This window comes from Pseudoalteromonas sp. TAE79, from assembly GCF_000498015.1.
Lineage (GTDB): Bacteria > Pseudomonadota > Gammaproteobacteria > Enterobacterales > Alteromonadaceae > Pseudoalteromonas.
In genome coordinates, this window is the sequence record NZ_AUTL01000151.1 from 15,563 (window position 1) to 39,537 (window position 23,975).

General features: G+C 39.5%; 23 protein-coding genes. 11 read left to right on the plus strand and 12 right to left on the minus strand.

Going from position 1 to position 23,975, the window contains the following annotated elements:
* Nucleotides 1–506: 506 nt before the first annotated feature.
* From rraB to L655_RS0111085, 9 genes are all read right to left on the minus strand, one after another.
* Nucleotides 507–842, minus strand: a complete 336-nt coding sequence (rraB, locus tag L655_RS0111045) for a ribonuclease E inhibitor RraB (protein ID WP_002961968.1) — start codon at nt 840–842, stop codon at nt 507–509.
* Nucleotides 842–1,555: a 1-acylglycerol-3-phosphate O-acyltransferase gene (locus tag L655_RS0111050; RefSeq protein ID WP_024605065.1), complete on the minus strand. Its 714-nt coding sequence runs from the start codon at nt 1,553–1,555 to the stop codon at nt 842–844. The genes rraB and L655_RS0111050 overlap by 1 nt, the downstream gene beginning before the upstream one ends.
* A 162-nt stretch (nt 1,556–1,717) precedes the next feature.
* The gene (parC, locus tag L655_RS0111055) at nt 1,718–4,012 is read right to left on the minus strand and encodes a DNA topoisomerase IV subunit A (protein WP_024605066.1); all 2,295 of its coding nucleotides are present in this window, start codon (nt 4,010–4,012) and stop codon (nt 1,718–1,720) included.
* Between the two features lie 10 nt (nt 4,013–4,022).
* Nucleotides 4,023–5,117, minus strand: coding sequence for a PQQ-dependent sugar dehydrogenase (locus L655_RS0111060; RefSeq protein ID WP_024605067.1), 1,095 nt, complete (start codon nt 5,115–5,117; stop codon nt 4,023–4,025).
* A gap of 29 nt (nt 5,118–5,146) precedes the next feature.
* Nucleotides 5,147–7,036, minus strand: coding sequence for a DNA topoisomerase IV subunit B (parE, locus tag L655_RS0111065; protein WP_024605068.1), 1,890 nt, complete (start codon nt 7,034–7,036; stop codon nt 5,147–5,149).
* Between the two features lie 107 nt (nt 7,037–7,143).
* Nucleotides 7,144–7,704, minus strand: coding sequence for a YqiA/YcfP family alpha/beta fold hydrolase (locus tag L655_RS0111070; RefSeq protein WP_002961960.1), 561 nt, complete (start codon nt 7,702–7,704; stop codon nt 7,144–7,146).
* Nucleotides 7,689–8,474: a metallophosphoesterase gene (locus L655_RS0111075; protein WP_002961959.1), complete on the minus strand. Its 786-nt coding sequence runs from the start codon at nt 8,472–8,474 to the stop codon at nt 7,689–7,691. The genes L655_RS0111070 and L655_RS0111075 overlap by 16 nt, the downstream gene beginning before the upstream one ends.
* Nucleotides 8,461–8,919, minus strand: a complete 459-nt coding sequence (locus L655_RS0111080; RefSeq protein WP_024596230.1) for a DUF1249 domain-containing protein — start codon at nt 8,917–8,919, stop codon at nt 8,461–8,463. Before L655_RS0111080 ends, L655_RS0111075 begins: the two co-directional genes overlap by 14 nt.
* Nucleotides 8,920–8,945: 26 nt before the next feature.
* The gene (locus L655_RS0111085) at nt 8,946–9,572 is read right to left on the minus strand and encodes an NUDIX domain-containing protein (RefSeq protein ID WP_024596229.1); all 627 of its coding nucleotides are present in this window, start codon (nt 9,570–9,572) and stop codon (nt 8,946–8,948) included.
* A gap of 151 nt (nt 9,573–9,723) precedes the next feature.
* Between L655_RS0111085 and tolC the strand changes: the two genes are divergently transcribed.
* The 3 genes from tolC (at nt 9,724) to L655_RS0111100 (ending at nt 12,734) form a co-directional block, all read left to right on the plus strand.
* On the plus strand, nt 9,724–11,079 hold the full coding sequence (tolC, locus tag L655_RS0111090) for an outer membrane channel protein TolC (protein ID WP_024605069.1): 1,356 nt from the start codon (nt 9,724–9,726) through the stop codon (nt 11,077–11,079).
* 111 nt (nt 11,080–11,190) lie between these two features.
* Nucleotides 11,191–12,120, plus strand: a complete 930-nt coding sequence (gene lpxL / locus L655_RS0111095; RefSeq protein WP_024605070.1) for an LpxL/LpxP family Kdo(2)-lipid IV(A) lauroyl/palmitoleoyl acyltransferase — start codon at nt 11,191–11,193, stop codon at nt 12,118–12,120.
* 41 nt (nt 12,121–12,161) lie between these two features.
* A complete protein-coding gene (locus L655_RS0111100; protein WP_024596226.1) occupies nt 12,162–12,734 on the plus strand; it encodes a toxin co-regulated pilus biosynthesis Q family protein in 573 nt (190 codons plus the stop codon).
* A 61-nt stretch (nt 12,735–12,795) separates the two neighbouring features.
* On the opposite strand, the gene glnE is transcribed toward L655_RS0111100, so the two are convergent.
* The gene (glnE, locus tag L655_RS0111105) at nt 12,796–15,591 is read right to left on the minus strand and encodes a bifunctional [glutamate--ammonia ligase]-adenylyl-L-tyrosine phosphorylase/[glutamate--ammonia-ligase] adenylyltransferase (RefSeq protein ID WP_024605071.1); all 2,796 of its coding nucleotides are present in this window, start codon (nt 15,589–15,591) and stop codon (nt 12,796–12,798) included.
* 77 nt (nt 15,592–15,668) lie between these two features.
* Here glnE and L655_RS0111110 point away from each other — a divergent pair, with 77 nt between their 5' ends.
* The 6 genes from L655_RS0111110 (at nt 15,669) to ruvX (ending at nt 20,133) form a co-directional block, all read left to right on the plus strand.
* Complete coding sequence (locus L655_RS0111110; RefSeq protein WP_024596224.1) at nt 15,669–16,562, plus strand: hypothetical protein; 894 nt, start codon at nt 15,669–15,671, stop codon at nt 16,560–16,562.
* An 85-nt stretch (nt 16,563–16,647) separates the two neighbouring features.
* A complete protein-coding gene (locus tag L655_RS0111115; protein WP_024596223.1) occupies nt 16,648–17,124 on the plus strand; it encodes a hypothetical protein in 477 nt (158 codons plus the stop codon).
* A gap of 69 nt (nt 17,125–17,193) precedes the next feature.
* Nucleotides 17,194–17,928 (plus strand): 16S rRNA (uracil(1498)-N(3))-methyltransferase, encoded by a 735-nt coding sequence (gene rsmE / locus L655_RS0111120; protein WP_024605072.1) that lies wholly within the window; start codon nt 17,194–17,196, stop codon nt 17,926–17,928.
* Nucleotides 17,929–17,982: 54 nt separating this feature from the next.
* Nucleotides 17,983–18,933 carry a glutathione synthase gene (gshB, locus tag L655_RS0111125; RefSeq protein WP_007585399.1) on the plus strand — a complete coding sequence of 317 codons (951 nt, stop codon included), beginning with the start codon at nt 17,983–17,985 and terminating at the stop codon, nt 18,931–18,933.
* 155 nt (nt 18,934–19,088) lie between these two features.
* Nucleotides 19,089–19,646 (plus strand): YqgE/AlgH family protein, encoded by a 558-nt coding sequence (locus L655_RS0111130; protein WP_024605073.1) that lies wholly within the window; start codon nt 19,089–19,091, stop codon nt 19,644–19,646.
* A 37-nt stretch (nt 19,647–19,683) separates the two neighbouring features.
* Complete coding sequence (gene ruvX / locus L655_RS0111135) at nt 19,684–20,133, plus strand: Holliday junction resolvase RuvX (protein WP_024596220.1); 450 nt, start codon at nt 19,684–19,686, stop codon at nt 20,131–20,133.
* An 88-nt stretch (nt 20,134–20,221) separates the two neighbouring features.
* Here ruvX and L655_RS0111140 read toward each other — a convergent pair whose 3' ends face one another.
* A complete protein-coding gene (locus L655_RS0111140; protein WP_024596219.1) occupies nt 20,222–21,358 on the minus strand; it encodes a PilT/PilU family type 4a pilus ATPase in 1,137 nt (378 codons plus the stop codon).
* A 9-nt stretch (nt 21,359–21,367) separates the two neighbouring features.
* Nucleotides 21,368–22,408 carry a type IV pilus twitching motility protein PilT gene (locus L655_RS0111145; RefSeq protein ID WP_024596218.1) on the minus strand — a complete coding sequence of 347 codons (1,041 nt, stop codon included), beginning with the start codon at nt 22,406–22,408 and terminating at the stop codon, nt 21,368–21,370.
* A 2-nt stretch (nt 22,409–22,410) separates the two neighbouring features.
* Between L655_RS0111145 and L655_RS0111150 the strand changes: the two genes are divergently transcribed.
* Entirely contained in the window at nt 22,411–23,124 is a 714-nt protein-coding gene (locus L655_RS0111150; RefSeq protein WP_024596217.1) for a YggS family pyridoxal phosphate-dependent enzyme, read from the plus strand.
* A gap of 17 nt (nt 23,125–23,141) precedes the next feature.
* Entirely contained in the window at nt 23,142–23,963 is an 822-nt protein-coding gene (gene proC / locus L655_RS0111155) for a pyrroline-5-carboxylate reductase (protein WP_024596216.1), read from the plus strand.
* Nucleotides 23,964–23,975: the final 12 nt, after the last annotated feature.

Below are 23,975 nucleotides of genomic sequence, written 5' to 3' on the forward strand. Positions count from 1 at the left end.
ATGAATAGTAATGGTAATTTAAATGGCAAATAAAACTTACCAATTAACATTACCAAAAAGTATGCCCGAAGGCGGGGTAAAGGTTATATTTATTGTTACCAATATGTCAACACAGTGTGGTACAGCAAATAAGTATTACTTACATCTTTATTACCAATTAAAAACAAATTTAATTTTCAATTTAATCAACACATTATATTTTATTAAGTAACGAATTAATTTTTAAAAATAAATTTTAATTTCAGACATAAGTACTAAAAAATAAATAACACTGCTTACCAATAATTATGGACAATATTAATTTAGTATGAATAAAAAATAAAAATAGAGATAAATTAAAGCCTAATTTCAAATTGGTAATAACCATATTTAAATTGGTAATGTACATTTTTGATTTATATAGAGGCTAATGAGTGTATTTAAAGCTTAAACAGGGAGTAAAACTAAAAAAAGGCGAGCATTGTTAAATGCTCGCCTTTACTATTTTTCTAATGCTGGGTAATTAATTACTCTTGAAAGTAAGTGCCCCAACCGTCGTATTCAACATCGCACTCAACGGCTAGTTGCGCTAGCTTATCAACGTCTTCCATAATAACGTCTACGTCTAGCTCAGCTTCAACTACAATGTCAAAGCTCCAAATTTTACTGCCATCTTCAAGCTCAAGCTCTGCTGGCTCTTCAACATCGTAGCCTAATTTAAAAGCAGCCAATGCAGCTTGCTCTAGTTTAGGGAAGTCTTCACACACAAAATGGTGTTCTACTTCATAAAGTATTTCAGGATCTGATCCATCTTCAAGTAGTGAACTTACGATGTCTTCACTTATTTCACGCCAGTTTTCCATTATTTTTCTCTCACTTGAGCATCTAATTCAGTTATTTTAGCAGCCATAATGCTATGCACGCTTTTAGCATGCTCACGCGCGCTAATTTCTTTATCAAGCGGTATAGGCGCTAACATTTCGATGTAAATTGTACCATTATCCCAACGATTTAGCTTAATGGTTTTATGTGTTGTATTCATACACAACGGAATTATGGGTACATCTGCGCTCATTGCGGTGTGAAAAGCACCTGTTTTGAACGGTAGCAACCCTCTTCCATAGCTTCGTGTGCCTTCTGGAAACATCCATACAGATAAGCCATTATTTTTAATTTTTTCGGCTGCTTTGGAGATAGTTCCCGCTGCTTTGGAGCGATTCGATCTGTCTATTAATATATTACCCGACAACCAATAAAGCTGACCGAAAAATGGGATCCACTTTAAGCTCTTTTTCCCCAAACTTACGCAGTTTTTAGGCACCATTGCAGGCACTGTAAATAAGTCGTAGCTATTTTGATGATTAGCAACATAAACTGCAGGGCCTGCATCAATTGCATCTTCATGACGTGTTAAAACTAATTTAACGCCAATCATTTTAGCCATTGAGCCAAACCAGCCCGCTATAATATGTACATTATTGGGATGAAATGGTCTTACAATCGAAAGTAATAAACCAAAAATACAACTGAATAATATAAACATCAGCATAATAAAAACGCGTATAACAGCTAGCAAATGAGTTTCTCCAAAGATCAATTATGATTATTATAGCGTTATTTTGTGACACAGACGAGTCAATAGCGAACAAGTGTACGCTGAAATATGCAAGCTCTTTATTTTAAAACAAAAACGGCCTGCAAATGCAGACCGTTTTTATTTATACAAAAAAGTAATTGGTTACTCTTCGTTAATGGCTTCTATTGGTTCATCATCTTGTGGGGTTAGTTCAACAACGGCTTCGTCAACACGCTGTAAGCCGCGCGGTAGTTTATTACCCCTACGCCCTCGCTCACCATGATAATGCTCTAAATCACTTGGTTTAAGCGTTAGTTTACGCTTACCAGCATGAAGCGTAACACTGCTTCCTTGTGGTACAACAGCAAGCACTTTTACAAACTCTTCACGGGCTTGTACTTTAGCACCTGGTATAGAGATGATTTTATTACCTTTACCTTTGCCTAACTTTGGTAAGTCTCGCAGCGGGAATAAAAGCATTCGACCTTCGTTAGAAATAGCCATACAGTAATCGCTAGCAACATCGTTCACTCTAATAGGAGAAAGTAATATTCCACCTTTAGGGACACTTACCAGCGCTTTACCGTTTTTATTTTTACTCACTAAGTCTTTAAAGTCGGTAATAAAGCCGTAACCTGCATCTGACGCCATAAGCAATACTTGCTCGTCTTCACTCATTACCACGTGCTCAAAATTAGCGCCTGGTGTTAAGTTAAAACGACCTGTCATTGGCTCCCCTTGGCTACGCGCCGAAGGTAGACTGTGCGCATCAGTTGCAAACGCCCGCCCTGCTGAATCTAAAAATACCGCAGGTTGATTACTCTTACCACGAGCAGAGGCTCTAAAGCCGTCACCTGAGCGATAATTTAAGCCTTGTACATCTAAGTCATGACCTTTACCAACGCGTGCCCAGCCTTTGTCTGATAGCACAACAGTAACTGACTCTGACGGAATTAAATCTTTTTCGTTAAGTGCTTTCGCTTCTGAGCGCTCAATCACTGGCGAGCGACGATCGTCACCGTACATTTCAGCGGCTTCTTGAATTTCTTTTTTAAGCAGTGTCGACATACGACGTTCTGAGCCCAAAATTTGCGCTAATTTATCACGCTCTTTGGCTAGTTCATCTTGCTCACCGCGAATTTTAAACTCTTCAAGTTTTGCTAAATGACGAAGTTTTAATTCTAAAATAGCTTCTGCTTGCGTATCAGTTAAATCAAAGCGCTCCATTAATACAGGCTTTGGTTTGTCTTCGCTGCGGATGATTTCAATCACTTCATCGATATTTAAAAAGGCTGCTAATAAACCTTCTAAAATATGCAAACGTGCTAATACTTTATCTAAACGATACTGCAAACGACGACGCACTGTTTCGCGTCTAAATGTTAGCCACTCACTTAAAATACAGCGCAAGTCTTTAACTTGCGGGCGACCATCTAGGCCTAGCATGTTTAAGTTTACGCGGTAATTTTTTTCAAGATCGGTGGTTGCAAATAAGTGCGCCATTAATGGCTCAGCTTTAATGCGGTTTGAGCGCGGAATAATTACAATACGCGTTGGATTTTCGTGATCTGACTCGTCACGTAAATCAGCAATCATAGGTAATTTTTTAGCGTTCATTTGCGCTGCAATTTGCTCAAGTACTTTACCACCTGAACATTGATGCGGCAGCGCTGTAATAACAATATCGCCATGCTCTTCGGTGTAAACCGCACGCATTTTGATAGACCCACGACCGGTTTTATATATTTTATGAATATCGGCTTTTGGGGTAATTATTTCAGCATCTGTTGGGTAATCTGGTGCATGTACAAGCTCAAGTAATTCTTCAAGCTCTGTTTTTGGTTTATCAAGTAATAAACAACATGCGCTAGCCACTTCACGTACGTTATGTGGCGGAATATCTGTTGCCATACCTACGGCGATACCCGTTATACCATTGAGTAAAATATGCGGTAAACGAGAAGGCAATACTACAGGTTCATCCATGGTGCCATCAAAGTTTGGTGTCCAATCAACAGTGCCTTGGCCAAGCTCTTTGAGCAGTACTTCTGAAAACTTAGATAAACGCGCTTCGGTATAACGCATTGCTGCAAACGATTTAGGGTCATCTGCCGCACCCCAGTTTCCTTGTCCATCTACCAAAGGGTAGCGATAAGAAAACGGCTGCGCCATTAATACCATCGCTTCGTAACAGGCACTGTCGCCGTGTGGATGGTACTTACCGAGTACGTCACCCACTGTACGGGCTGATTTTTTGTACTTAGCGTTAGCCGACAAGCCCAATTCGCTCATCGCATAAATAATACGACGCTGCACTGGTTTTAAGCCATCACCTACATGCGGTAGGGCACGATCCATGATTACGTACATGGAATAATTTAAATAGGCGTCTTCGGTAAAACGCCCCATTGTTTGTTGCTCAATTCCTTGCATTAGCAAGGTATCTGTATCACTCATTAAAGCTTACCTAGTTTTTCTTATAGCTTACACGGTAGATTACATTGGCGTAATCATCGCTTACTAACAGACTGCCGTCACCTAATTCTGCAAATGCAACAGGGCGTCCAAATGTTGTTTCGTCTTTCATAAAGCCAGTAATAAATGGCGTATATTTAGTTACGCGACCTACTTCGATTGTTGCAAGGCCTACTTTATAGCCTGACTTTTTAGAACGGTTCCATGAGCCATGTTCAGCAACAAATAATTGTTGCTTATAACTTGCTGGAAATTGCTTACCGTTATAAAAATGAATACCTAGTGGCGCTACGTGCGCTGGAAGTGCAAGTGCTGGCGATGTGTAATCGGCAATGTTTTTACCTTCCCCAAACTCAGGGTCAATAATTGCGCCGGCATGAACATACGGAAAACCAAAATGCTCACCTTCTTGCGTTGCACGGTTTAACTCATCAGGCGGAATATCATCGCCCATCATGTCGCGACCGTTATCACTAAACCATAAAGCTTGAGTAGCAGGATGAAAATCAAAACCCACTGTGTTTCTAACGCCTTTAGCTATTGTTTTTATTTGTTTTGTTTCTACATTAAGGGCAAAAATACGACCAAAACGTTCATCCTCAGCACAAATATTACACGGTACACCCACCGGAATGATTAATTCTCCCGTTGGTGCAAAACGTAAAAATTTCCAACCATGATGACGCTCACTCGGTAGTTTGTTATAGACCACATCAAACTTTGGATCTTTTAATTGGGTATCAATATTTTTAAAGCGAATAATACGATGCACTTCGCCTACATATAAATCGCCATCTTTAATTGCTATGCCAGAGGGCATGTTTAAGCCTTTAGCCACAACAATTTTTTTATCTGCTACGCCGTCGCTATTGTGATCAATAAGCGCATATACGTTGCCTGCTTTACGAGAGCCAACATACACAATACCTTTTTTTGAAACAGCTATTTGACGTGCATTTTCTACATCATTTGCAAATAAACTAATTTCAAACCCAGGTGCTACGGTGAGCTTATCAAGTATATTTTTAGCCATTGCAGGAGCGCTAGTCAGCCCAAGTAACAGCAAACTTCCTAGTAATTTTTTCATTCGTCTCTCCTAGTGTTAGGCACAAGCAATTAAACGAGCGCCTTGTTACCATGATCTTCTAACCATTGACGACGATCAGGCGATCGTTTTTTAGCAAGTAGCATATCCATCATTTCCATGGTTTCTACTTCTTCATCAAGCGTAAGCTGCACTAAGCGTCGTGTATTAGGATCCATAGTGGTTTCACGAAGCTGTAACGGATTCATTTCACCCAGACCTTTGAATCGTTGTACGTTTACTTTTCCGCGTTTTTTCTCGGCTTCTATGCGCGCTAAAATAGCGGTTTTCTCTTCTTCATCTAGGGCATAATAAACTTCTTTGCCAATATCTATTCTAAATAATGGCGGCATTGCAACATACACATGCCCTGTTTTTACTAACTCTGGAAAATGACGAACAAACAGTGCACATAACAGTGTTGCAATGTGTAATCCATCCGAGTCAGCATCGGCCAGTATACAAATCTTATTGTAACGCAGTCCCGACATATCTGTTGATTCTGGGTCAATACCCAGTGCCACTGAAATATCATGTACTTCTTGTGATGCTAGTATTTGCCCCGACTCTACTTCCCAAGTATTTAAAATTTTACCACGTAGCGGCATAATTGCCTGAAATTCACGGTCTCGCGCTTGTTTAGCAGAACCACCAGCAGAATCACCTTCCACTAAAAACAGCTCGGTTCGGTCATTATCGGCAGCACTACAATCGGTCAATTTACCTGGTAATGCAGGCCCTGCAGTAACTCGTTTACGTACGACCTTTTTAGCTGCACGCAAACGGCTTTGCGCGTTTGAAATACATAACTCAGCTAATAATTCTGCGGTATCGGTATGTTCATTTAGCCATAAACTAAACGAATCTTTTACAACACCCGATACAAATGCGGCACATGAACGTGATGAAAGTTTTTCTTTGGTTTGCCCTGCAAATTGTGGATCTTGCATTTTAACCGACAATACGTAACTACAACGCTCCCAAATATCATCCGGTGTTAGCTTTACGCCACGAGGTAGTAAATTTCTAAACTCACAAAACTCTCGCATTGCTTCAAGCAAGCCTTGGCGCAGACCATTTACATGTGTACCACCTTGCGCGGTAGGAATTAAGTTTACGTAGCTTTCCGCTATTGATTCGCCACCTTCAGGTAGCCATACAACAGCCCAATCAGCGCCTTCAATTGAGCTTTTAAATTCACCTACAAATGGGTCTTGCGGTAATGTTTCAAACCCTTTAACGGCTTCAATTAGGTAATCTTTTAAGCCAGTTTCGTAAAACCATTCTTTGGTTTCTTTCGTTTGCTTATTAACAAACTTAATACGCAGTCCTGGGCATAAAACCGCTTTGGCTTTTAATAAATGATTAAGCTTGGTAATTGAGTAGTTTGGAGAATCAAAATAGCTAACGTCAGCCCAAAAACGAACGGTGGTACCTGTATTGCGCTTACCAACAGTACCAATTACGCTCAAGTCTTCTACCTTGTCGCCGTTTTCAAAGGCCATTCTAAATTGTTGAGCGTCGCGCCTTACCGTTACTTCTACACGTGTAGATAACGCATTTACTACAGAAATACCTACACCGTGTAAACCACCGGAAAATTGGTAGTTTTGATTAGAAAACTTACCACCGGCGTGTAACTTAGTGAAGATTAGTTCAACCCCTGGGATACCTTCCTCTGGGTGAATATCAATAGGCATACCACGTCCGTCATCGCTCACTTCGAGCGAGTTATCTTCATGGAGTATTACGTCGATACGAGTGGCATGACCCGCCATAGCTTCATCGACACTGTTATCGATAACCTCTTGGCCTAAATGGTTTGGGCGTACGGTATCGGTGTACATCCCTGGGCGTCGTTTTACCGGATCTAATCCATTAAGTACTTCAATGGCTTCGGCGTTATAATTTTGATCACTCATAGTTTTTGTCTTTATATCCGCTAAGGCTCTAATACGTTTACTAGTTTTATTGTTATATGCGCTAAAGCGTTAATATAGTAACTAACCTCAGTTCAGGCTAACTAGTTTTACGTGATTTTAAGAAAATCTACAATACTTGCAAAGGTGCGTTCAAATTCAACGTAGCTATGATCGCCACCAAACTCTATCAATTGCTTGCATTGCGAATAATATTTTACTGCGTGTTGAAAGTTCAACACTTCATCGCCTGTTTGCTGTAATAAATACAGTAACTCAGGATGTGCTAATTTATCTACAGCGAGTAATTTCAGCGCCTCAATATGACTGTTATTTAAATCGTAATGATAATCTTGATACGGATTATAATTAGGCCCAAGTAACGACTGTAATAAATTATAAGGTGCGACCGCGGGATTAATGACCACTGCAGGAATTTGATAACGCTGCGATAAATACGTGGCAAAAAAACCACCTAACGAGCTACCTAATAAAACGGTATCTGGCGTTAGTAATTGTTCAAGCTCAATTATAGCTTGTAGGGGCTCGTGGTTTAAGTTCGGTACACAATAATCAACGTCATAGTTTGCCATAAGCTCACCAAAGCGCACAGCTTTATATGATTTTTGTGAACTATTAAAGCCATGAATATAAATTACGCGCTTAGCCATACCACTTCCGTTTTTACTTCGACTTTATCTTTTTTACTCTTTATATTTAGCATTCTGTAAGCAGGCCCTGCATTTTTTTGCTCCCACTTTGGAGTGTATTTTACAAACTGGACTGAACTGGCAGGACTTGCATATATAGGCAAGCCTCTAAAGTTTTGTTCATAATCGTTGTGTACATGACCATGAAAAAGCGCAGATACATTATTACTATTAACTAAAATATTTAAAAGCTGTGGACCATTTTCTAATAAGTGCTTATCAAGATAGCCATTTATTGGCAGCGGATTATGATGGCAAAAGATAACTTTACTATTATTCGAGTTGACTAAAGTATCAGTTATTTCATCTAAATGCGCGCCAGTAACCCATCCTGCGGGTGTAGGCCCTTTAGAATTAATAAGAAGCAGCTCAACCCCGTTAGCAATAATATGTTTAGCCGAATTTATTTTTCCGCCACTTATGCGATTAAGCATTACTAGTTCATCATGATTACCTGGTACCCAAAATACAGGGCAAGTGATGTCACTGGCATTTATAAGTTCACTAAATAATAAGTACGATTCGAAACTATGGTCTTGTGTTAAATCACCACCAAAAATTACGCAATCTACTGGCTGCTCAGCGATGTGTGCCAAAGCTTGTTCAAAATGAGCTGCAGTATTTGCATTAAAATATTCACCATTTTTATCTGCAAATAAATGGCTGTCGGTAATATGCGCAATGCACAAAGATGATTTATCAAATGTATATGTATCATCAAACCAAGCCATTATTTACATCCCAATTTAATGTTGCTTGCCCGTGCTCTACACAGGCCACTAACCAGTCGTATAAAAAAGCATTAAGTTGATACTTTTCATCTTTTTGATGCATTTTAGGATTGGGGTATCCGTACGATGGTTTTATGCGTTGATGATAATCGTGATGAATTATTTCAGCTACTTTCGCATCATGATACAAGCGAGCCGTTAAATACAGCGGCGCTATCCCTTTAACCATTCCTGTTAGCTGCTTAATTGAAATATCCATAGTGTATTTTGCGCTGCCATCAATTTTTGTAGCAAATTCACTGTTGCCAAGTTTTACTTCACGAATGCTTCCTATATTGCGCTCGCTCGGTAACAACTTTAATAGTCGCACATAGTTATGCTCACAAAGTGTTAAATACTTTGGGAGGTTTTGAATATATCGATTTGTTGCTAATTGTGCTGTCAAAGTTCCGCCATAATATTAGTAAGAGTTTATGCCCATTTACTTGCCATTTTTTCGCGATTTAGCGCAAGCCACTGCATACAAATAACCGTTGCCGCATTATCTATTTCACCGTTATTGAGGCGCATTAGCGCATCATCAACCGATAAAATATGAGTTTTTATATCCTCGCCTTCAGTTTCAAGACCATATACACCTGATTCTACTTGGCTTAAATCAGCACGTGCTAAATATAAGTGTAAGCGCTCAGTTGTTCCACCTGGGCTTGATAGGTATGAGAGCATAAATTCAAGCTCGGTTAATTCAAGCCCTGCTTCTTCATACGCTTCTTTTTTTACAACAGATTCGTAATCCGTACTGCCGTCTGTCATTCCGGCTATACATTCTAGTAGCCACGGCGAATGCTTACTTTTAATAGCGCCAATACGTATTTGCTCAATCAAAAGAACAGTATCTGATATTGGGTCGTAAGGCAGTACTGCAATGGCATCGCCACGTTCTAATATTTCGCGGCTAATTACTTTAGATTTTCCACCTGCGAAAAGAGCATGTTCAAACTGGTATAAATCAACCTGAAAAAAACCTTTATAAAGGTTTTTAATTGGCTTTAAATCCACATCTTTATGTGTAAATTGAACGAGCTTTTTATCAACCATGTACTTACTTCCTACTTATCTAAAGTTTTAAAATGCGTTAATATATTCTGTTACACTTGAACATACTGTTTTACTAATTATTTTTTTTGTTATGCAGTAAAACAGGTTAACATGCTTTTAGTACAAAAATTGTCTAAGGACCGAACCCCACATGAAAAAGAACATTCTTGCGGCGCTAGTTAGTTTATCATGCGCACTAGGTGCAACAGCAGTGAAAGCTGAAGATTTACTACAAGTTTTTGAAATAGCGACAGCTAACGATCCTACTGTTTTAAAAGCCAAAGCCCAAGCTGATGCACAGTCTTACCAAAGCGATTTGGCGATGAGTGCACTACTACCTCAAATTGGTTTAACCATGGGTTATACAAAAAGCGATGCAACGTCGTACCAAAGCGTTGGCGACTTATCTAACCAAGTTAAAGTTGAAAGTGACACAGACCAATTCTCTCGTGGTGTAAGTTTAAGCCAAACATTATTTGATTTAGGTGCCTGGAATACGTTAGATATTGCCGACAAGCAAGCACTTCAAGCAAGCGGCCTATACGATGCAGCTAAACAAAACTTAATTGTACGCGTTGCTGAGGGTTATTTTAACGTATTAAGTGCCAGCGATAACCTTGAATTTGTTGAAGCTGAAAAACGTGCAATTGAACGTCAGCTTGAGCAAACAAAACAACGTTATGCGGTAGGCTTAACAGCAATTACAGACGTACACGAAGCGCAAGCTCAGTTTGATAACTCGGTAGCTCAAGAAATTATTGCAGGTAATGCTGTAGAAACAGCACGCGAGCAGCTTCGTGAGATTACAGGTAAATACCACGAAAAATTAGATTTTTTAAATACAGATACTTTCTCAACAACTAAACCAACTAAGCGCTCAAGCGACTTTGTTAAAGTAGCTGAAGATAAAAATATCAACCTGCAGGTGTCTAAAGTAACGGTTGATATTGCAAAAGATCAAATTGAATTAGCAAAAGCAGGCCATTATCCAAAACTAACTCTAAGTGCAAATTATGGTGACTCTCTTACAGACACTCAAATAAATGGCGCTAATTTTGATGATCAACCACGTTCAGACTCAAGCTCTGTTGGGCTTAACTTTAGCGTGCCTTTGTATTCAGGTGGTGCAACAGTTGCTGCAACAAACCAAGCCCGTGCGTTTTACGTATCAGCGAGCCAAGATTATGAAACAAATTACCGCGCAGTCACTCGCACAGTAATTACATCTTATAATCAAGTTGTTTCAGATATTGCGACTTATAAAGCGCTAGAGCAAGCGGTTGTTTCAGCTCAAAGTGCCCTTAAAGCAACTGAAGCTGGTTTTGAAGTAGGTACTCGTACCATTGTTGACGTACTCGTGAGTACGCAAAATTTATACGATGCAAAACGTAACCTTGCTGATGTGCGTTACCGTTATGTGTTATCTACCCTTCGCTTAAAACAAGCAGCGGGTACACTAACAAGTGAAGATTTAGTTGCTATAAACCAAGGTTTAAAATCAGCTTAACTTTTACAGCTAAACATAATATAAATTTATTCAAAGCCAGCATTTAGCTGGCTTTTTGTATTTCACAGCGCTTAGCGTTAAACTATCGTTTTTATTCTCAGAGAGATTTTTGTGGTCACTTCTTCTCCTTTTAAAGCATCTTTTTTAGGCCCTCGATACTGGTTAACGTGGGTTGGCGTTTTATTTTTATATTTGATTTCTTGGTTGCCACAAAAACTACAGTTGGCGATGGGAAAACAGCTTGGTCGCTTAGTTCATAAATTTATGAAACGCCGTCGCCATATTGCAGAAGTTAACATTAAATTATGTTTTCCTGATATGAGCGCAGCAGATCAAAAAGATCTTGTACTAAAAAATATGGAAAATACCGGCATTGCTATGGTTGAGACTGGTATGGCCTGGTGGTGGCCGCAGTGGCGAGTTGAAAGTGTATATGGTTCAATCAAAGGTCTAGAACACTTTGAGCGTGTACAAGCATCTGGTAAAGGTATTTTATTACTTGTCCCCCATATCTTGCATCTTGAAATGGCTAGTCGTGTGATGGGATTGAAATGCCAAGGCTTAGGCTTTTATCGCCCTCACAACAACGCACTAATGGAATACTTTACAACTAATGGCCGTCTTCGTTCTAACGAATACTTAATTGGCCGAAAAGATGTAAAAGGTTTGCTTAAATCATTAAAAAATAAAAAAGTATGCTATTACTTACCCGATCAAGATTACGGCCGTAACCGCTGTGAATTTGTCCCATTTTACGCAGTTCCCGACACTGCAACGACAACAGGTACTCTTATGTTTGCTGGCAGTAAAAACTGCGAAACTATGAGTTTAATCTCGCGCCGTGACGAAAATGGTAAGTACCATTTAGAGGTAGTACCTGAGCTTGAAAACTTCCCAAGTGGTGATGACAAGGCTGATGTAACACGGGTTAATCAACGCGTAGAGCTATGTATAAATGCAGCTCCAGAGCAATACATGTGGCTGCACCGTCGCTTTAAAACTCGACCTGATAAAAATACCCCTTCTTTTTATAAAAAGTAATGGTATAACAATAATAGGAACAAATAAGGTGGGTAATAATCATGTGGTTTTGGATTAGACATTTATCATTTGCAGCCGTGCTAATAGCACTCGCCGTATACTTTTTAGTGGGTGATGGTTCTGTATTTGATATTAAAAAATCTAAAAATGCAGCCGCCGAAGGACTATCACGCTTTTACTCCTCCATTCGTAACCAAGTAAAAAGTAATAAAGAACGAGATCAATTTGTTTTAAAACTTAAAACACCAGAACAAACCTTGGATAGAGTATTGGCTGAACGTGCGCGAACAGTAGATCCAATGCCGACCACTTGGACTGGAGAGGTTGAACCTAGGCGCTTTGAAAATGGCACAACCCTTAAAGATGTACTTAATCAATATGCTAAAAACGAGGGAATTGAGCTCTACTGGTACTTAAGTAAAGATTACGTAGTTAAAGATCATTTTAGAGTAGACAGTAACTTTACTTCAGCACTGTACCAAATTGGACGCGCTATAAATGATGACTTTGAGCACGAGGTTTATACTTACTTTTGCCATAAACAAAGAGCCGCGGTTATTACCGAGTTACCATCAGAATTTGTACGTACAAACTGTTTAAAACTAAAGGTTTAAGGGTTTACACGTACAAAAACCCAAGCAAGCGCTTGGGTTTTTCAATTCAATTCAATTCAATTCAATTCAATTCAAAAATACTATTCCAAATATTAGTTACGTTAGTAATATCTTGTAAAAACGTTTCTCGTGGGATCAACTTGCCTTTTTGCTCCAAGCTCTGCACGTGGTAACACGAGCGATAATCAATATACGCTTTTATCAACTGCTGTTTTTGCTCTTTAGTAATACAACCTATATTTGCTGCATCCGTTAATATTCTTACGTTATCTGAGTAAACTGTAAGCTGTTCAAACTCGTTTGCGTGTTTAAGTACTAAATATTGCGTAATAAACTCAATATCAGCCATGCCACCAACATCTTGTTTTAAATCAAATTGATCAATATTTCCTTTCGCTAGATGGTCGCGCATTTTTTCGCGCATTTTTATTACATCAGCTTTTAGCACGGTATCATCGCGCTGCTGGCAAAGTATATTTTTACGAATTTGTGAAAAACGATCTATCAGATCGTTTTGACCTAAAATTAATCGAGCCCGAACAAGTGCTTGATGCTCCCACGTCCATGCTTGAGTTTGCTGATAGTGATTAAAGCTCTCTAAATTGATAGCCAGTAAACCCGATGCACCTTCAGGGCGAAGTCGTGTATCAAGCTCGTATAAAATGCCCGATGCAGTACGGGTATTAAATAAATGCATTAAGCGCTGAGCGAGCTTTAAATAAAACTGACGAGAATCTATCGGTTTTACACCATTAGTTAGGCTTGAGCCATCATGATTATGCACAAACACCAAATCTAGATCTGAGTCGTACCCGACTTCTAAACCACCTGTTTTACCATATGCAATAACAGCAAAACCTTTATTTTCATCATCGGTGCCTGGGGGCATACCAAAGCGCTTAACAGTGTTATGCCATGCAATATTAACAGCTTGGTCAACAATCGCCTCTGCCAGTACGGTTAAATGATCGCTTACTTTCATTACGTCAAGAACACCGGTTGCATCGGCGGCAGCAATTCGTAATTGATGCGTTTGCTTAAATTGCCTAAGCGACTCCATTTGCAGTTCTAAATCGTCATGCTCTATTCGTAAAAAATACTGTCTTATTTCATCTTTATAAGCCGTTAATGGTGTCGGTTTATAAAGAACCGCCGGATCTATTAGCTCATCAAGCAATATAGGGTAGCGAGAAATATGCTCCCCTATCCATTTGCTATGACAACACAGTAAAACAAGTTGCTTTAATGCACCTTGGTTTTCGTAAAGCAATTCTAAATAGGCAGTACGCGAAATTATCTTATTAAAAATTTGGCAAACCATTGTGAAAGCTGCTGCACCGGCATTAAAGTCATTTAATTGATTTAGTAAAACAGGCATTAACTTATCAAGAGTGTCACGCCCTCGGTTACCTATATTTACCTTAGACAGCCTTAATTTAAAATCGTTAAGGGGTGCTTGCCATTCATCTCTGGCCTCTTTTAAAAAGCTCACATCACCATGATCCCAAGCACTAATAAATGCGCCTTCACAGGTATCAAGTGGCACGGTTTCCTCGCCAATCACAAGTGCAAACTCACCGTTAACTTGTTTCATCACCTTTTCTATAGTGTTTAAAGTGGCAGAAAAATCAGCTTGTTCTAATAATAAATTTAAGCGCTGCTGATTCAATTCATCATCAGGGAGTGTTTGCGTTTGCTGATCGTCAAATATTTGAAGGTACTGCTCAACTTTACGTAAATAAAGGTAATTGCGCCTCAGATCGCTTGCTTCTTGCTCATCTATAACTTGGCTAAGTGCCAACTCATTTAATGCTTTAAGTAATGATTGAGTTTGTAAATTAGCCTCTCGGCCACCTCGTACCATTTGCAGGGCTTGCACTATAAATTCAACTTCACGAATACCACCAGCGCCTAATTTTATATTATTAGTTAAGCGTTTACGGCGAACCTCTTGTGCGATCATTAACTTCATTTTACGCAAAGATTCAATTACCGAAAAATCAATATATCGGCGATAAACAAACGGCTTTAAAAGCTTAATAAATTCATCCCAATATTTATTAGGGGTGCCAATTAGGCGCCCTTTTAACATTGCGTAGCGTTCCCAGTCGCGCCCTTGCTCCTGATAGTAATCTTCAATAGCATTAAAGCTCATGACCAAAGGGCCACTTTCGCCAAACGGGCGTAGGCGCATATCAACTCTAAATACCTGCCCGTCACCGGTGGCTTGGTTAAGTGATGCAATGAGCTTTTGTGCAACTTTGGTATAAAATACTTGGGCCTCAAGGCTTCTGCGACCACCTTGGGTTTTTGTACTGCGCGGATACGCAAAAATGAGATCAATATCAGAGGAGTAATTTAGCTCTTGCCCGCCGAGCTTCCCCATCCCTAAAACCATTAATGGCAATGCTTGGCTTTGCTCATCAAGCGGCTCACCATTTACTTTTGCCACCTGCGCATGCGCCCATTGGTTAGCGCTATCAATCAGCATATCAGCCAGTTGGCTTATGTAATTAATGCTATCGGCAATAGGGTTATTACAACATAAATCTAAAAAGGCGACTTTAAGCCAGTATTTTTCGCGGTACTTTCGTAAGATTTGATTACACTTAGCATCGTCAATATCACTAAGTTCAATGCTATCAAAGGGAGAGGTAACATGCCTGTTTTGAATTTCATCTTTGCACAGCAGCCAGTCTTTTAACGTTGGTTGTGATTCTAAACAGCGCCAGGCAAAGTCGCTCAAGGCGAGTAATCGTATAACTTCGCTTTCATTACTTTGCTGTGAATATAATTGTTCGAAGCGCTCTAAGCCAAGTTTTTGTAATTGAATAGGAAGTTGCTTTACGTTACTCATCAATCCTCTCTTTTATATCATCAATAACCGTACTAGAATGACTAAAACCTAGAAAGGTTCACTTAATTAGGATCACCATGTCATATTTGTCTTTATCTAACACTAGTTTTATTGCGATTGCTATTAGTTTTGCGGTTATTTGTATAACTATTTTTAGTTTACGAGTTGTCACTCAAATCAAAGCAAAACAAGCGCTTAAAGATGAACTTGCGCAGCACGATAACTTTGCCATGGGTATTAGCTTCGCATCTGAAATATCAGTTGTCATAGCCACTATGGCCTTCTTATTTGATGAAATAAGCATAAGCACCGCGCAATCCAATCCATTAAAAGTTTTGGTCATTATTATTTTATTATTTACATTTATTAAGGTAGGTCACTTAATTCATCGTAAATGGATATTGCACAGGTTTAATGAAGAAGCTGCAATATTAAAGCAAAATGTATGTGCTGCACTGGTGGATTCGGGCATGTTAATCGCCAACTGTATTATTGCACTAGGTTTATACACGTGGACACATACCCAAGGGTTTAGTAACTTACTTATTGCTTGCGTTAGCTTTTTTACACTTCAGGGAATGTTTGCACTGGATAGTAAAATACGAGAATATCGTTTTGCCAAAGCAAACCAAGGCGCTTCGCTACAAAGTAACTTCAACTTAGAAAACACCTCTATAGGTATAAGATATGCTGGAAAATCAATCGGTTTAGCATTATCTGTGTACGCTGGTTTATCTAGCGCAGCATTTCAAAACGGTAAAATGGTAGAAAACATATTTACACTCGTTATGCATTGCGGTGTAATGTGGATACTACTCTACAGCTTAACGTATGTTATAAAAGTTATCTCTTTACCAAATATTGATACAGCTCTTGAAATAGACCATCAAGATAATATTGGCGTAGCATGTATAGAGTTTGCTGTTTTTTGTGCTATAGGTTATTTACTTATTAGCATGTTTTCTCTTTAGACCTTTTTACTAAAAATACAGCAATTAAAACGTCTGCATTTCAGTAATAATGGTAATTACTTAAATGTAACAAGGCCCGAGCTCTATGCCACTTGAAGCTACTAACTATTTGTTAATTGACATAGACAACGAATTTAGCCGTGCATTTGCCGAATTCTATGTTAATAATGGCAAAACCAAAGCGAGTACGCTTATTGCAGCAGGCAATAATACCCGTCAGTTAGTAAAAATGATGTTTGACGAGCTTATTAAAGACTATAGTTATTGCGATCTTGAGAACGAAATCAGCGTTTCTGAATTAATTAACTATCTAAAAGAGCATCACGATTTACACGGAGTACTTTTTAATAATACCGATTACTTACTCGCAAGTGATAAACAACGCTTTATTTATAACTCCTTACATGAAAAACGCTTTTTAATAAACCTTGATGATACAGGCTATACACTAAGCCGGGTTACTGACGAAACATTAACCGAACCTTCGCAAAATCACCATGATATAGCACACACACCACAAGATTTAATAGATCTCGCCGAGCAACTTAATAAAAATAAATAATTGCGCACAGCTCCCAGCTTACTTACCATAGCAGTATATATTTTTATGCTAAGTAGTAAGTGACGCACTATGCGAGTTCCTCATATTTATCAAACATCGAGTATTGCCCTAAACACCCCTGTAACCTTAGATGAGGATGCTGCAGGGCATATTGGCAGAGTGCTGCGCATGAAAGTAGGCGATCATGTATCTATTTTTAATGGCGAAGGCGGCGAATACCTTAGTGAAATAATTGAAGTAACAAAAAAAACAGTCGTCGTAATGCCATTAGAGCTTAATCCCCACGATGTAGAATCTCCGCTTAAAATTCATTTAGGCCAGTGTGTATCCCGTGGTGATAAAATGGACTTTACAATTCAAAAGTCAGTTGAACTGGGCATTACCGAAATCACCCCACTTTTTAGTCAGCGCTGTGGCGTGAAACTAATGGGCGATCGCCTTGAGAAAAAACACCAACAATGGCAAAAAATTGCAATTGCAGCGGCAGAGCAATCTGGGCGTAATTTTGTGCCAATTATTCATCCTCCTGTCGATTTAAAAAAATGGCTTGCACAACAAACCAATGCAATTAAGCTCACTCTCCATCCTCGTGCTGAGCACAGCATTAAAACCATTACGGTACCTAAAGATGGCGTACGCTTTTTAGTCGGCCCAGAAGGCGGCTTTACCGACGATGAAATGGCACTAACTAAACAACTAGAATTTGTAGATATTCGCTTAGGCCCGCGCGTTTTACGAACGGAAACAGCCGCTTTAACGGTCTTAAGTGCATTACAACTTCAATTTGGCGATTTAGCTAATTGAAATAACTAAAAGCACCCTCATATAAACAGTAACATTTATAGTAAGGCACAGCGCATGGCAATTAAGTTAGGTATTATTTCAGATCCTATTAGTGGATTTAACATCAAAAAAGACACCGGTTTTGCAATGATGATGCAAGCGCAAGAACGCGGCTACGAAATTTATTATATGGAGATGGATGATTTATCTCTTCGTAAAGGTAAGTCGTACGCTACAGCGTCTAAAGCGCAAGTGTTTAATAATGCAGAAAAATGGTACGAGCTTGAAGAAAAAGCCACTATAGCGCTTGCCGATCTTGATGTGATTTTAATGCGTAAAGATCCTCCTTTTGATACTGAATACATTTACGCGACTTATATTTTAGAACGTGCAGAACAAGAAGGTACGTTAATAATTAACAAGCCACAAAGCCTTCGCGATGCTAACGAAAAGCTATTTACAGCATGGTTTAGCGAACATACACCAGATACCCTGGTTACACGCAGTCAAAAACAAATTCGTGAGTTTTTAGCCGAGCATAAAGACATTATTTTAAAACCCCTTGATGGCATGGGCGGCGCATCTATCTTCCGCCTTAGAGAAGACGATGCCAACATTGGTGTAATTTGTGAAACGCTAACCGAGCACGGCAGCCGCTTTGCTATGGTGCAAAATTACATTCCAGAGATCAAACAAGGCGACAAGCGCGTATTGGTTATTGATGGCGAGGTTATTCCGTATTGTTTAGCGCGTATTCCACAAAATGGTGAGACACGCGGTAATTTAGCTGTTGGCGGTCGAGGCGAAGCGCGCCCACTTAGTGAATCTGATTTAAAAATTGCGCAAGCAGTTGCGCCAACGCTTAAAGAAAAAGGCTTAATATTTGTAGGTTTAGATATTATTGGCGATAAATTAACTGAAATTAACGTAACTGCACCAACGTGCGTGCGCGAAATTGAAGCTGCTTATGATATCTCTATTACAGGTATTTTGTTTGATGCAATTGAAAGAAAGTTAGATAAATAAGCATCTATCTGTCGTTATTAAAAGCACTTTCGTGTCATGAATTTTAATATAGTTGTTAACTATTAATCTTTAAACCGTATGAGAGTGCTTTTTTAGTTTTAAAAACAAAGGTATGTGCCATACTCAAAGTTCATTAACTAAAAAGGGTGAAGTCTATGCAATCATTAGAAAATCATTTTTTAATCGCGATGCCGTCGATGCAAGACCCTTTTTTTAAACGTGCTGTTACCTATATTTGTGAGCACAATGAAGATGGGGCTATGGGCTTGGTAATAAACCAACCTATTGATGTTACTGTTGGCGAACTTTTAGATAAAATAGAAATTGATAACGACAAAACTCAAAACGCAGCAAAAATAAGTGTATTTGCAGGCGGACCCGTTAAAACTGACCGTGGTTTTGTACTGCACTCTCCTCAACCGGGTTATTCAGCAAGTCAAAAGCTCAGTAGCGATATTATGATCACTACCTCAAAAGACGTTTTAGCAAGCTTAACCACAGCACAAGCACCTGAGCAATTTATTATTACACTGGGTTATTCAGGGTGGGAGCAAGGACAACTCGAACAAGAGTTACTTGATAACAGCTGGTTGATCATAGAAGCAGATCCAAAGATCATTTTTAATACCCCCGTTGAAAAACGGTGGGAAAAAGCAGTTTCAATGTTGGGCTTTGATATTAGCCAACTCAGCCCTGAAGCTGGTCACGCATAATAGTAACTAACCCTTAGCAAACTTAAACAAGATACACATGACAAAAAAATCGCTTAAGCCGCAAGGCGAACGCACTGTAATGGGCTTTGACTTTGGCACCAAAAGTATTGGTATTGCTATTGGGCAAGAGCTAACAGGCAGCGCCTCTAGCCTTAAGGCTGTAAAAGCACAAGATGGTATTCCTAATTGGGACCATATTGCTGTACAAGTAGCCGAGTGGCAGCCTGACTTAATGATTGTTGGCTTACCACTAAATATGGATGGAACGTCACAAGAGGTTACCTTTAAAGCAAAAAAGTTTGCCAACAGATTGCATAATCATTATGGCATTCCTGTGCAAACACAAGATGAGCGTTTAACGACCGCGGATGCTAAAGCGCGACTTTTTGAAAGTGGTGGCTATAAAAACTTAGGCAAAGGTAACGTAGATAATATGTCTGCGGTTATTATTTTAGAAAGTTTTTTTGAATCTAGTTACGGTGAATAAGCGGGCTATATAAACAACTCGTTATATACAAAAAAAGCGCCAATTGGCGCTTTTTATTTATTAAGTATTTATATAATAAATCTTTAGTTTATTGATCGCTATTTTTATCATCAAGGCCATCAATAGTAACGCCTTGTAAAAAGCCCGCACCTTGCTGTTCGTTATTGCGCAGTTTAATCATTAAGCGTAAATCATTCGGCGAATCAGCATGATGCAGTGCATCAGCGTAATTAATTCGCTGCTGCCTGTACAACTCAAATAGCGCTTGGTCAAAGGTTTGCATGCCCATCTCTTTTGACTTAGCCATTGCCTCTTTAATTCCGCCAATATCACCATTTTTAATCAGTTCAGCGACCATTGGTGAGTTAAGCAATATTTCAATAGCTGCAACACGGCTTTCACCATCAGCAGTCGGCACTAGTTGCTGAGCAACAATGGCACGTAAGTTAAGTGCTAAGTCGTACTTAAGCTTATCGTGTTTTTCTTTTGGTACTAAATGCATAATACGGTCAATCGCTTGGTTCGCATTATTAGCATGTAGTGTTGCAACACACAGGTGACCGGTTTCAGCAAAGCTTAGGGCGTATTCCATGGTTTCTTGCGAGCGAATTTCACCAATCAAAATAACATCTGGAGCTTGGCGTAATGAGCTTTTAAGTGCCGACTCAAAGCTTTCTGTATCAAGCCCTACTTCGCGCTGAGTAATAATACTTTTACGATGCTCATGAACAAACTCAATCGGATCTTCAATGGTCAGTATATGACCTCGTTGGTTACGGTTTCGATAACCAATAAGTGCAGCTAGTGAGGTCGACTTACCCGTACCTGTACCACCTACAAACAAGACAAGACCGCGTTTAGACATAATTACATCTGTCAGCGTAGATGGCAGACCTAAATCACTTACATCAGGAATTTGCGTCACAATACGGCGAATAACCATACCCGCTCTATCGCGCTGCCAAAAAGCAGAAATACGAAAACGCCCTTCGTCGGTAGCAATCGCAAAGTTACATTCTTTCGTTGTATGAAACTCTGCTTTTTGCTTTTCGCTCATTGCAGATTCTACTAACTCAAGTGATTGCTCATCAGTCAGTCTATCGTCACTGAGAGCTGTTAGTTCACCGTTTATTTTTGCACTCACGGGTAATTGACTCGATACAAATAGGTCAGAACCCTTTTTCTCAATCATTATGAGTAAAAAGTCGTTTAAAGATAAAGCCATAATAATTTCTTACCCACCAAATTGTGTTTTGTCTTGCGCTTTTTCTTTCGCTGCCGTATTTGTAACAATACCGTGATTAACTAAATTAGTTAAACACTGATCCATTGTTTGCATGCCCACAGACGCACCGGTTTGAATAGACGAATACATTTGTGCAATTTTATCTTCACGAATTAAGTTACGAATAGCAGGAACTGCAATCATAATTTCGTGTGCTGCAACTCGCCCACCACCAATTTTTTTAAGCAGCGTTTGTGAAATTACCGCACGTAAAGATTCAGATAACATTGAACGCACCATGGCTTTTTCTTCACCTGGGAATACATCAATAATACGGTCAATGGTTTTTGGTGCAGATGTTGTATGTAGCGTGCCAAACACTAAGTGACCCGTTTCGGCAGCAGTCATTGCAAGACGAATTGTTTCTAAATCACGTAACTCACCCACCAGTATTACATCAGGGTCTTCACGCAATGCACTACGTAGCGCGTTTGAAAAGCTATGTGTATCGCGGTGAACTTCACGTTGGTTAATTAAACTTAATTTATTATCGTGAACAAACTCGATTGGATCTTCTATTGTTAGAATATGGTGATGTTTATTTTGATTTATATAATCGACCATAGCGGCAAGTGTTGTTGATTTACCTGAACCCGTTGGCCCTGTTACTAACACGAGTCCACGTGGGGTATCAGAGATTGTTTTAAAAATATCTGGCGCACCTAAATCATCAAGCGTTAACACTTCACTTGGTATGGTACGAAATACCGCAGCAGGCCCGCGATTAGAGTTAAACGCATTCACACGAAAACGTGCTAAATTAGGCACTTCAAACGAAAAATCCACTTCGAGGTTTTGTTCGTAGTCCTTGCGTTGATTATCGTTCATAATATCGTAAACCAGACTGTTTACGTCTTTGTCTGCAAGGGCTGGTATGTTAATGCGGCGAACATCACCGTCTACGCGTATCATAGGTGAAACACCCGACGATAAATGTAAATCGGATGCTTTGTGTTGCACACTAAACGCTAATAATTCGGTAATATCCATTTATGACTCCACAACTAACTGATAAATATATGGTTACAATAGCAGAACGACTCACATCCGCCTACGCTAGAATTGCAGACGCGGCAAAAAACGCACAGCGAAACACTAACGAAGTCACTTTACTGGCAGTGTCTAAAACTAAACCAAGCGAAGATGTTATTGCAGCTTATGAGCATGGCCAGCGCGAATTTGGTGAATCTTATGTTCAAGAGGCTATAGATAAAATAGCTCAACTACAGTCATATAGCGATATCATTTGGCATTTCATTGGACCTATTCAATCAAATAAAAGTGCTTTAGTGGCTGCCAACTTTGATTGGGTGCAAAGTGTTGATCGTATAAAAATAGCCAAACGATTAGATTCCCAGCGCCCAAACGATAAATCGCCTCTTAATATACTTATTCAAGTAAATATAAGCGAAGAAGAAGCCAAATCGGGTTGTAGTGTTGGGCAAATTTCTGAACTTGCCGATTTTATTAACCAATGTAAGCACTTAACACTTCGCGGTTTAATGGCAATTCCGGCTAAAAGTGACGATCTGGATACGCAAATTCAATCTTTTGAGCAATTACAAACTTGCTTTGATAAACTAAAGACCCAATATCCTCAAGTAGATACTTTGTCGATGGGTATGAGCGGTGATGTTGAAGCTGCCATTAGTGCAGGTTCAACCATGGTAAGAGTCGGCACAGACATTTTTGGAACACGAACTTAAAAGGTGATAACAGATTTATGTCAGATAAAAAAATCGCATTTATAGGCACAGGTAATATGAGCTACGCCATTATTGGTGGCATGGTAAAAAACGGTTTTAACGCAAGTAACATTATTGCGACTAACCGCAACCAAGAAAAGCTTGCAAAGGTAGCAGCCGATTTCAAGGTGCAAACCACCAGTGACAATAACGAAGCCCTGCGCGATGCTGATGTAATTGTTTTGTCTGTTAAACCACAAATGATGGGCGATTTATGTAAATCGTTTCAAGATTCGGGCGTAGATTTTAGCGACAAACTATTCATTTCTGTTGCTGCGGGCTTAACTGTAAAACGCCTTCGCGAAATGCTAGGTCAAGACGTTAAAATGGTACGCTGTATGCCAAACACACCGTCTTTATTAGGCCGTGGTGTATCAGGTTTATATGGCGCGGGCGAAACACAAAGCGAACACGAGTTTGTACAACAAGTTTTTGAATGCACTGGCATTGTTGTATGGGTTGAAAAAGAATCTCAAATTAACGACATTATTGCTGTGACTGGCTCTTCGCCTGCTTACTTTTTCTTATTTATGGAAGCCATAGAAGAAAAAGCCAAAGCGCTGGGCTTTAATGATGAAGACGCTCGTCGCCTGGTACAACAAACAGCCCTTGGCGCCGCCGAAATGGCACTTAGCCAACCTGATATTACTATTTCGCAACTACGTTCAAACGTAACATCTAAAGGCGGTACGACTCACGCAGCTGTTGAGCACTTAAAAGATGAAGGCTTAACTAAAACCGTTGGCGATGCAATGGATGCGTGTATTGCGCGTGCGATGCAAATGGAAAAAGAACTTTAAAACCACTTTTTT

Excerpts from the sequence above, each read along its gene's own strand:
- L655_RS0111145 (WP_024596218.1), bottom strand. The coding sequence starts at position 22,408 with ATGGATATTACCGAATTATTAGCGTTTAGTGTGCAACACAAAGCATCC.
- L655_RS0111150 (WP_024596217.1), top strand. The coding sequence starts at position 22,411 with ATGACTCCACAACTAACTGATAAATATATGGTTACAATAGCAGAACGA.
- L655_RS0111100 (WP_024596226.1), top strand. The coding sequence starts at position 12,162 with ATGTGGTTTTGGATTAGACATTTATCATTTGCAGCCGTGCTAATAGCA.
- tolC (WP_024605069.1), top strand. The coding sequence starts at position 9,724 with ATGAAAAAGAACATTCTTGCGGCGCTAGTTAGTTTATCATGCGCACTA.
- L655_RS0111075 (WP_002961959.1), bottom strand. The coding sequence starts at position 8,474 with ATGGCTTGGTTTGATGATACATATACATTTGATAAATCATCTTTGTGC.
- L655_RS0111115 (WP_024596223.1), top strand. The coding sequence starts at position 16,648 with ATGCCACTTGAAGCTACTAACTATTTGTTAATTGACATAGACAACGAA.
- rraB (WP_002961968.1), bottom strand. The coding sequence starts at position 842 with ATGGAAAACTGGCGTGAAATAAGTGAAGACATCGTAAGTTCACTACTT.
- proC (WP_024596216.1), top strand. The coding sequence starts at position 23,142 with ATGTCAGATAAAAAAATCGCATTTATAGGCACAGGTAATATGAGCTAC.
- L655_RS0111130 (WP_024605073.1), top strand. The coding sequence starts at position 19,089 with ATGCAATCATTAGAAAATCATTTTTTAATCGCGATGCCGTCGATGCAA.
- parE (WP_024605068.1), bottom strand. The coding sequence starts at position 7,036 with ATGAGTGATCAAAATTATAACGCCGAAGCCATTGAAGTACTTAATGGA.
- L655_RS0111060 (WP_024605067.1), bottom strand. The coding sequence starts at position 5,117 with ATGAAAAAATTACTAGGAAGTTTGCTGTTACTTGGGCTGACTAGCGCT.
- L655_RS0111070 (WP_002961960.1), bottom strand. The coding sequence starts at position 7,704 with ATGGCTAAGCGCGTAATTTATATTCATGGCTTTAATAGTTCACAAAAA.
- L655_RS0111085 (WP_024596229.1), bottom strand. The coding sequence starts at position 9,572 with ATGGTTGATAAAAAGCTCGTTCAATTTACACATAAAGATGTGGATTTA.
- L655_RS0111140 (WP_024596219.1), bottom strand. The coding sequence starts at position 21,358 with ATGGCTTTATCTTTAAACGACTTTTTACTCATAATGATTGAGAAAAAG.
- parC (WP_024605066.1), bottom strand. The coding sequence starts at position 4,012 with ATGAGTGATACAGATACCTTGCTAATGCAAGGAATTGAGCAACAAACA.
- rsmE (WP_024605072.1), top strand. The coding sequence starts at position 17,194 with ATGCGAGTTCCTCATATTTATCAAACATCGAGTATTGCCCTAAACACC.
- L655_RS0111110 (WP_024596224.1), top strand. The coding sequence starts at position 15,669 with ATGTCATATTTGTCTTTATCTAACACTAGTTTTATTGCGATTGCTATT.
- gshB (WP_007585399.1), top strand. The coding sequence starts at position 17,983 with ATGGCAATTAAGTTAGGTATTATTTCAGATCCTATTAGTGGATTTAAC.
- ruvX (WP_024596220.1), top strand. The coding sequence starts at position 19,684 with ATGACAAAAAAATCGCTTAAGCCGCAAGGCGAACGCACTGTAATGGGC.
- glnE (WP_024605071.1), bottom strand. The coding sequence starts at position 15,591 with ATGAGTAACGTAAAGCAACTTCCTATTCAATTACAAAAACTTGGCTTA.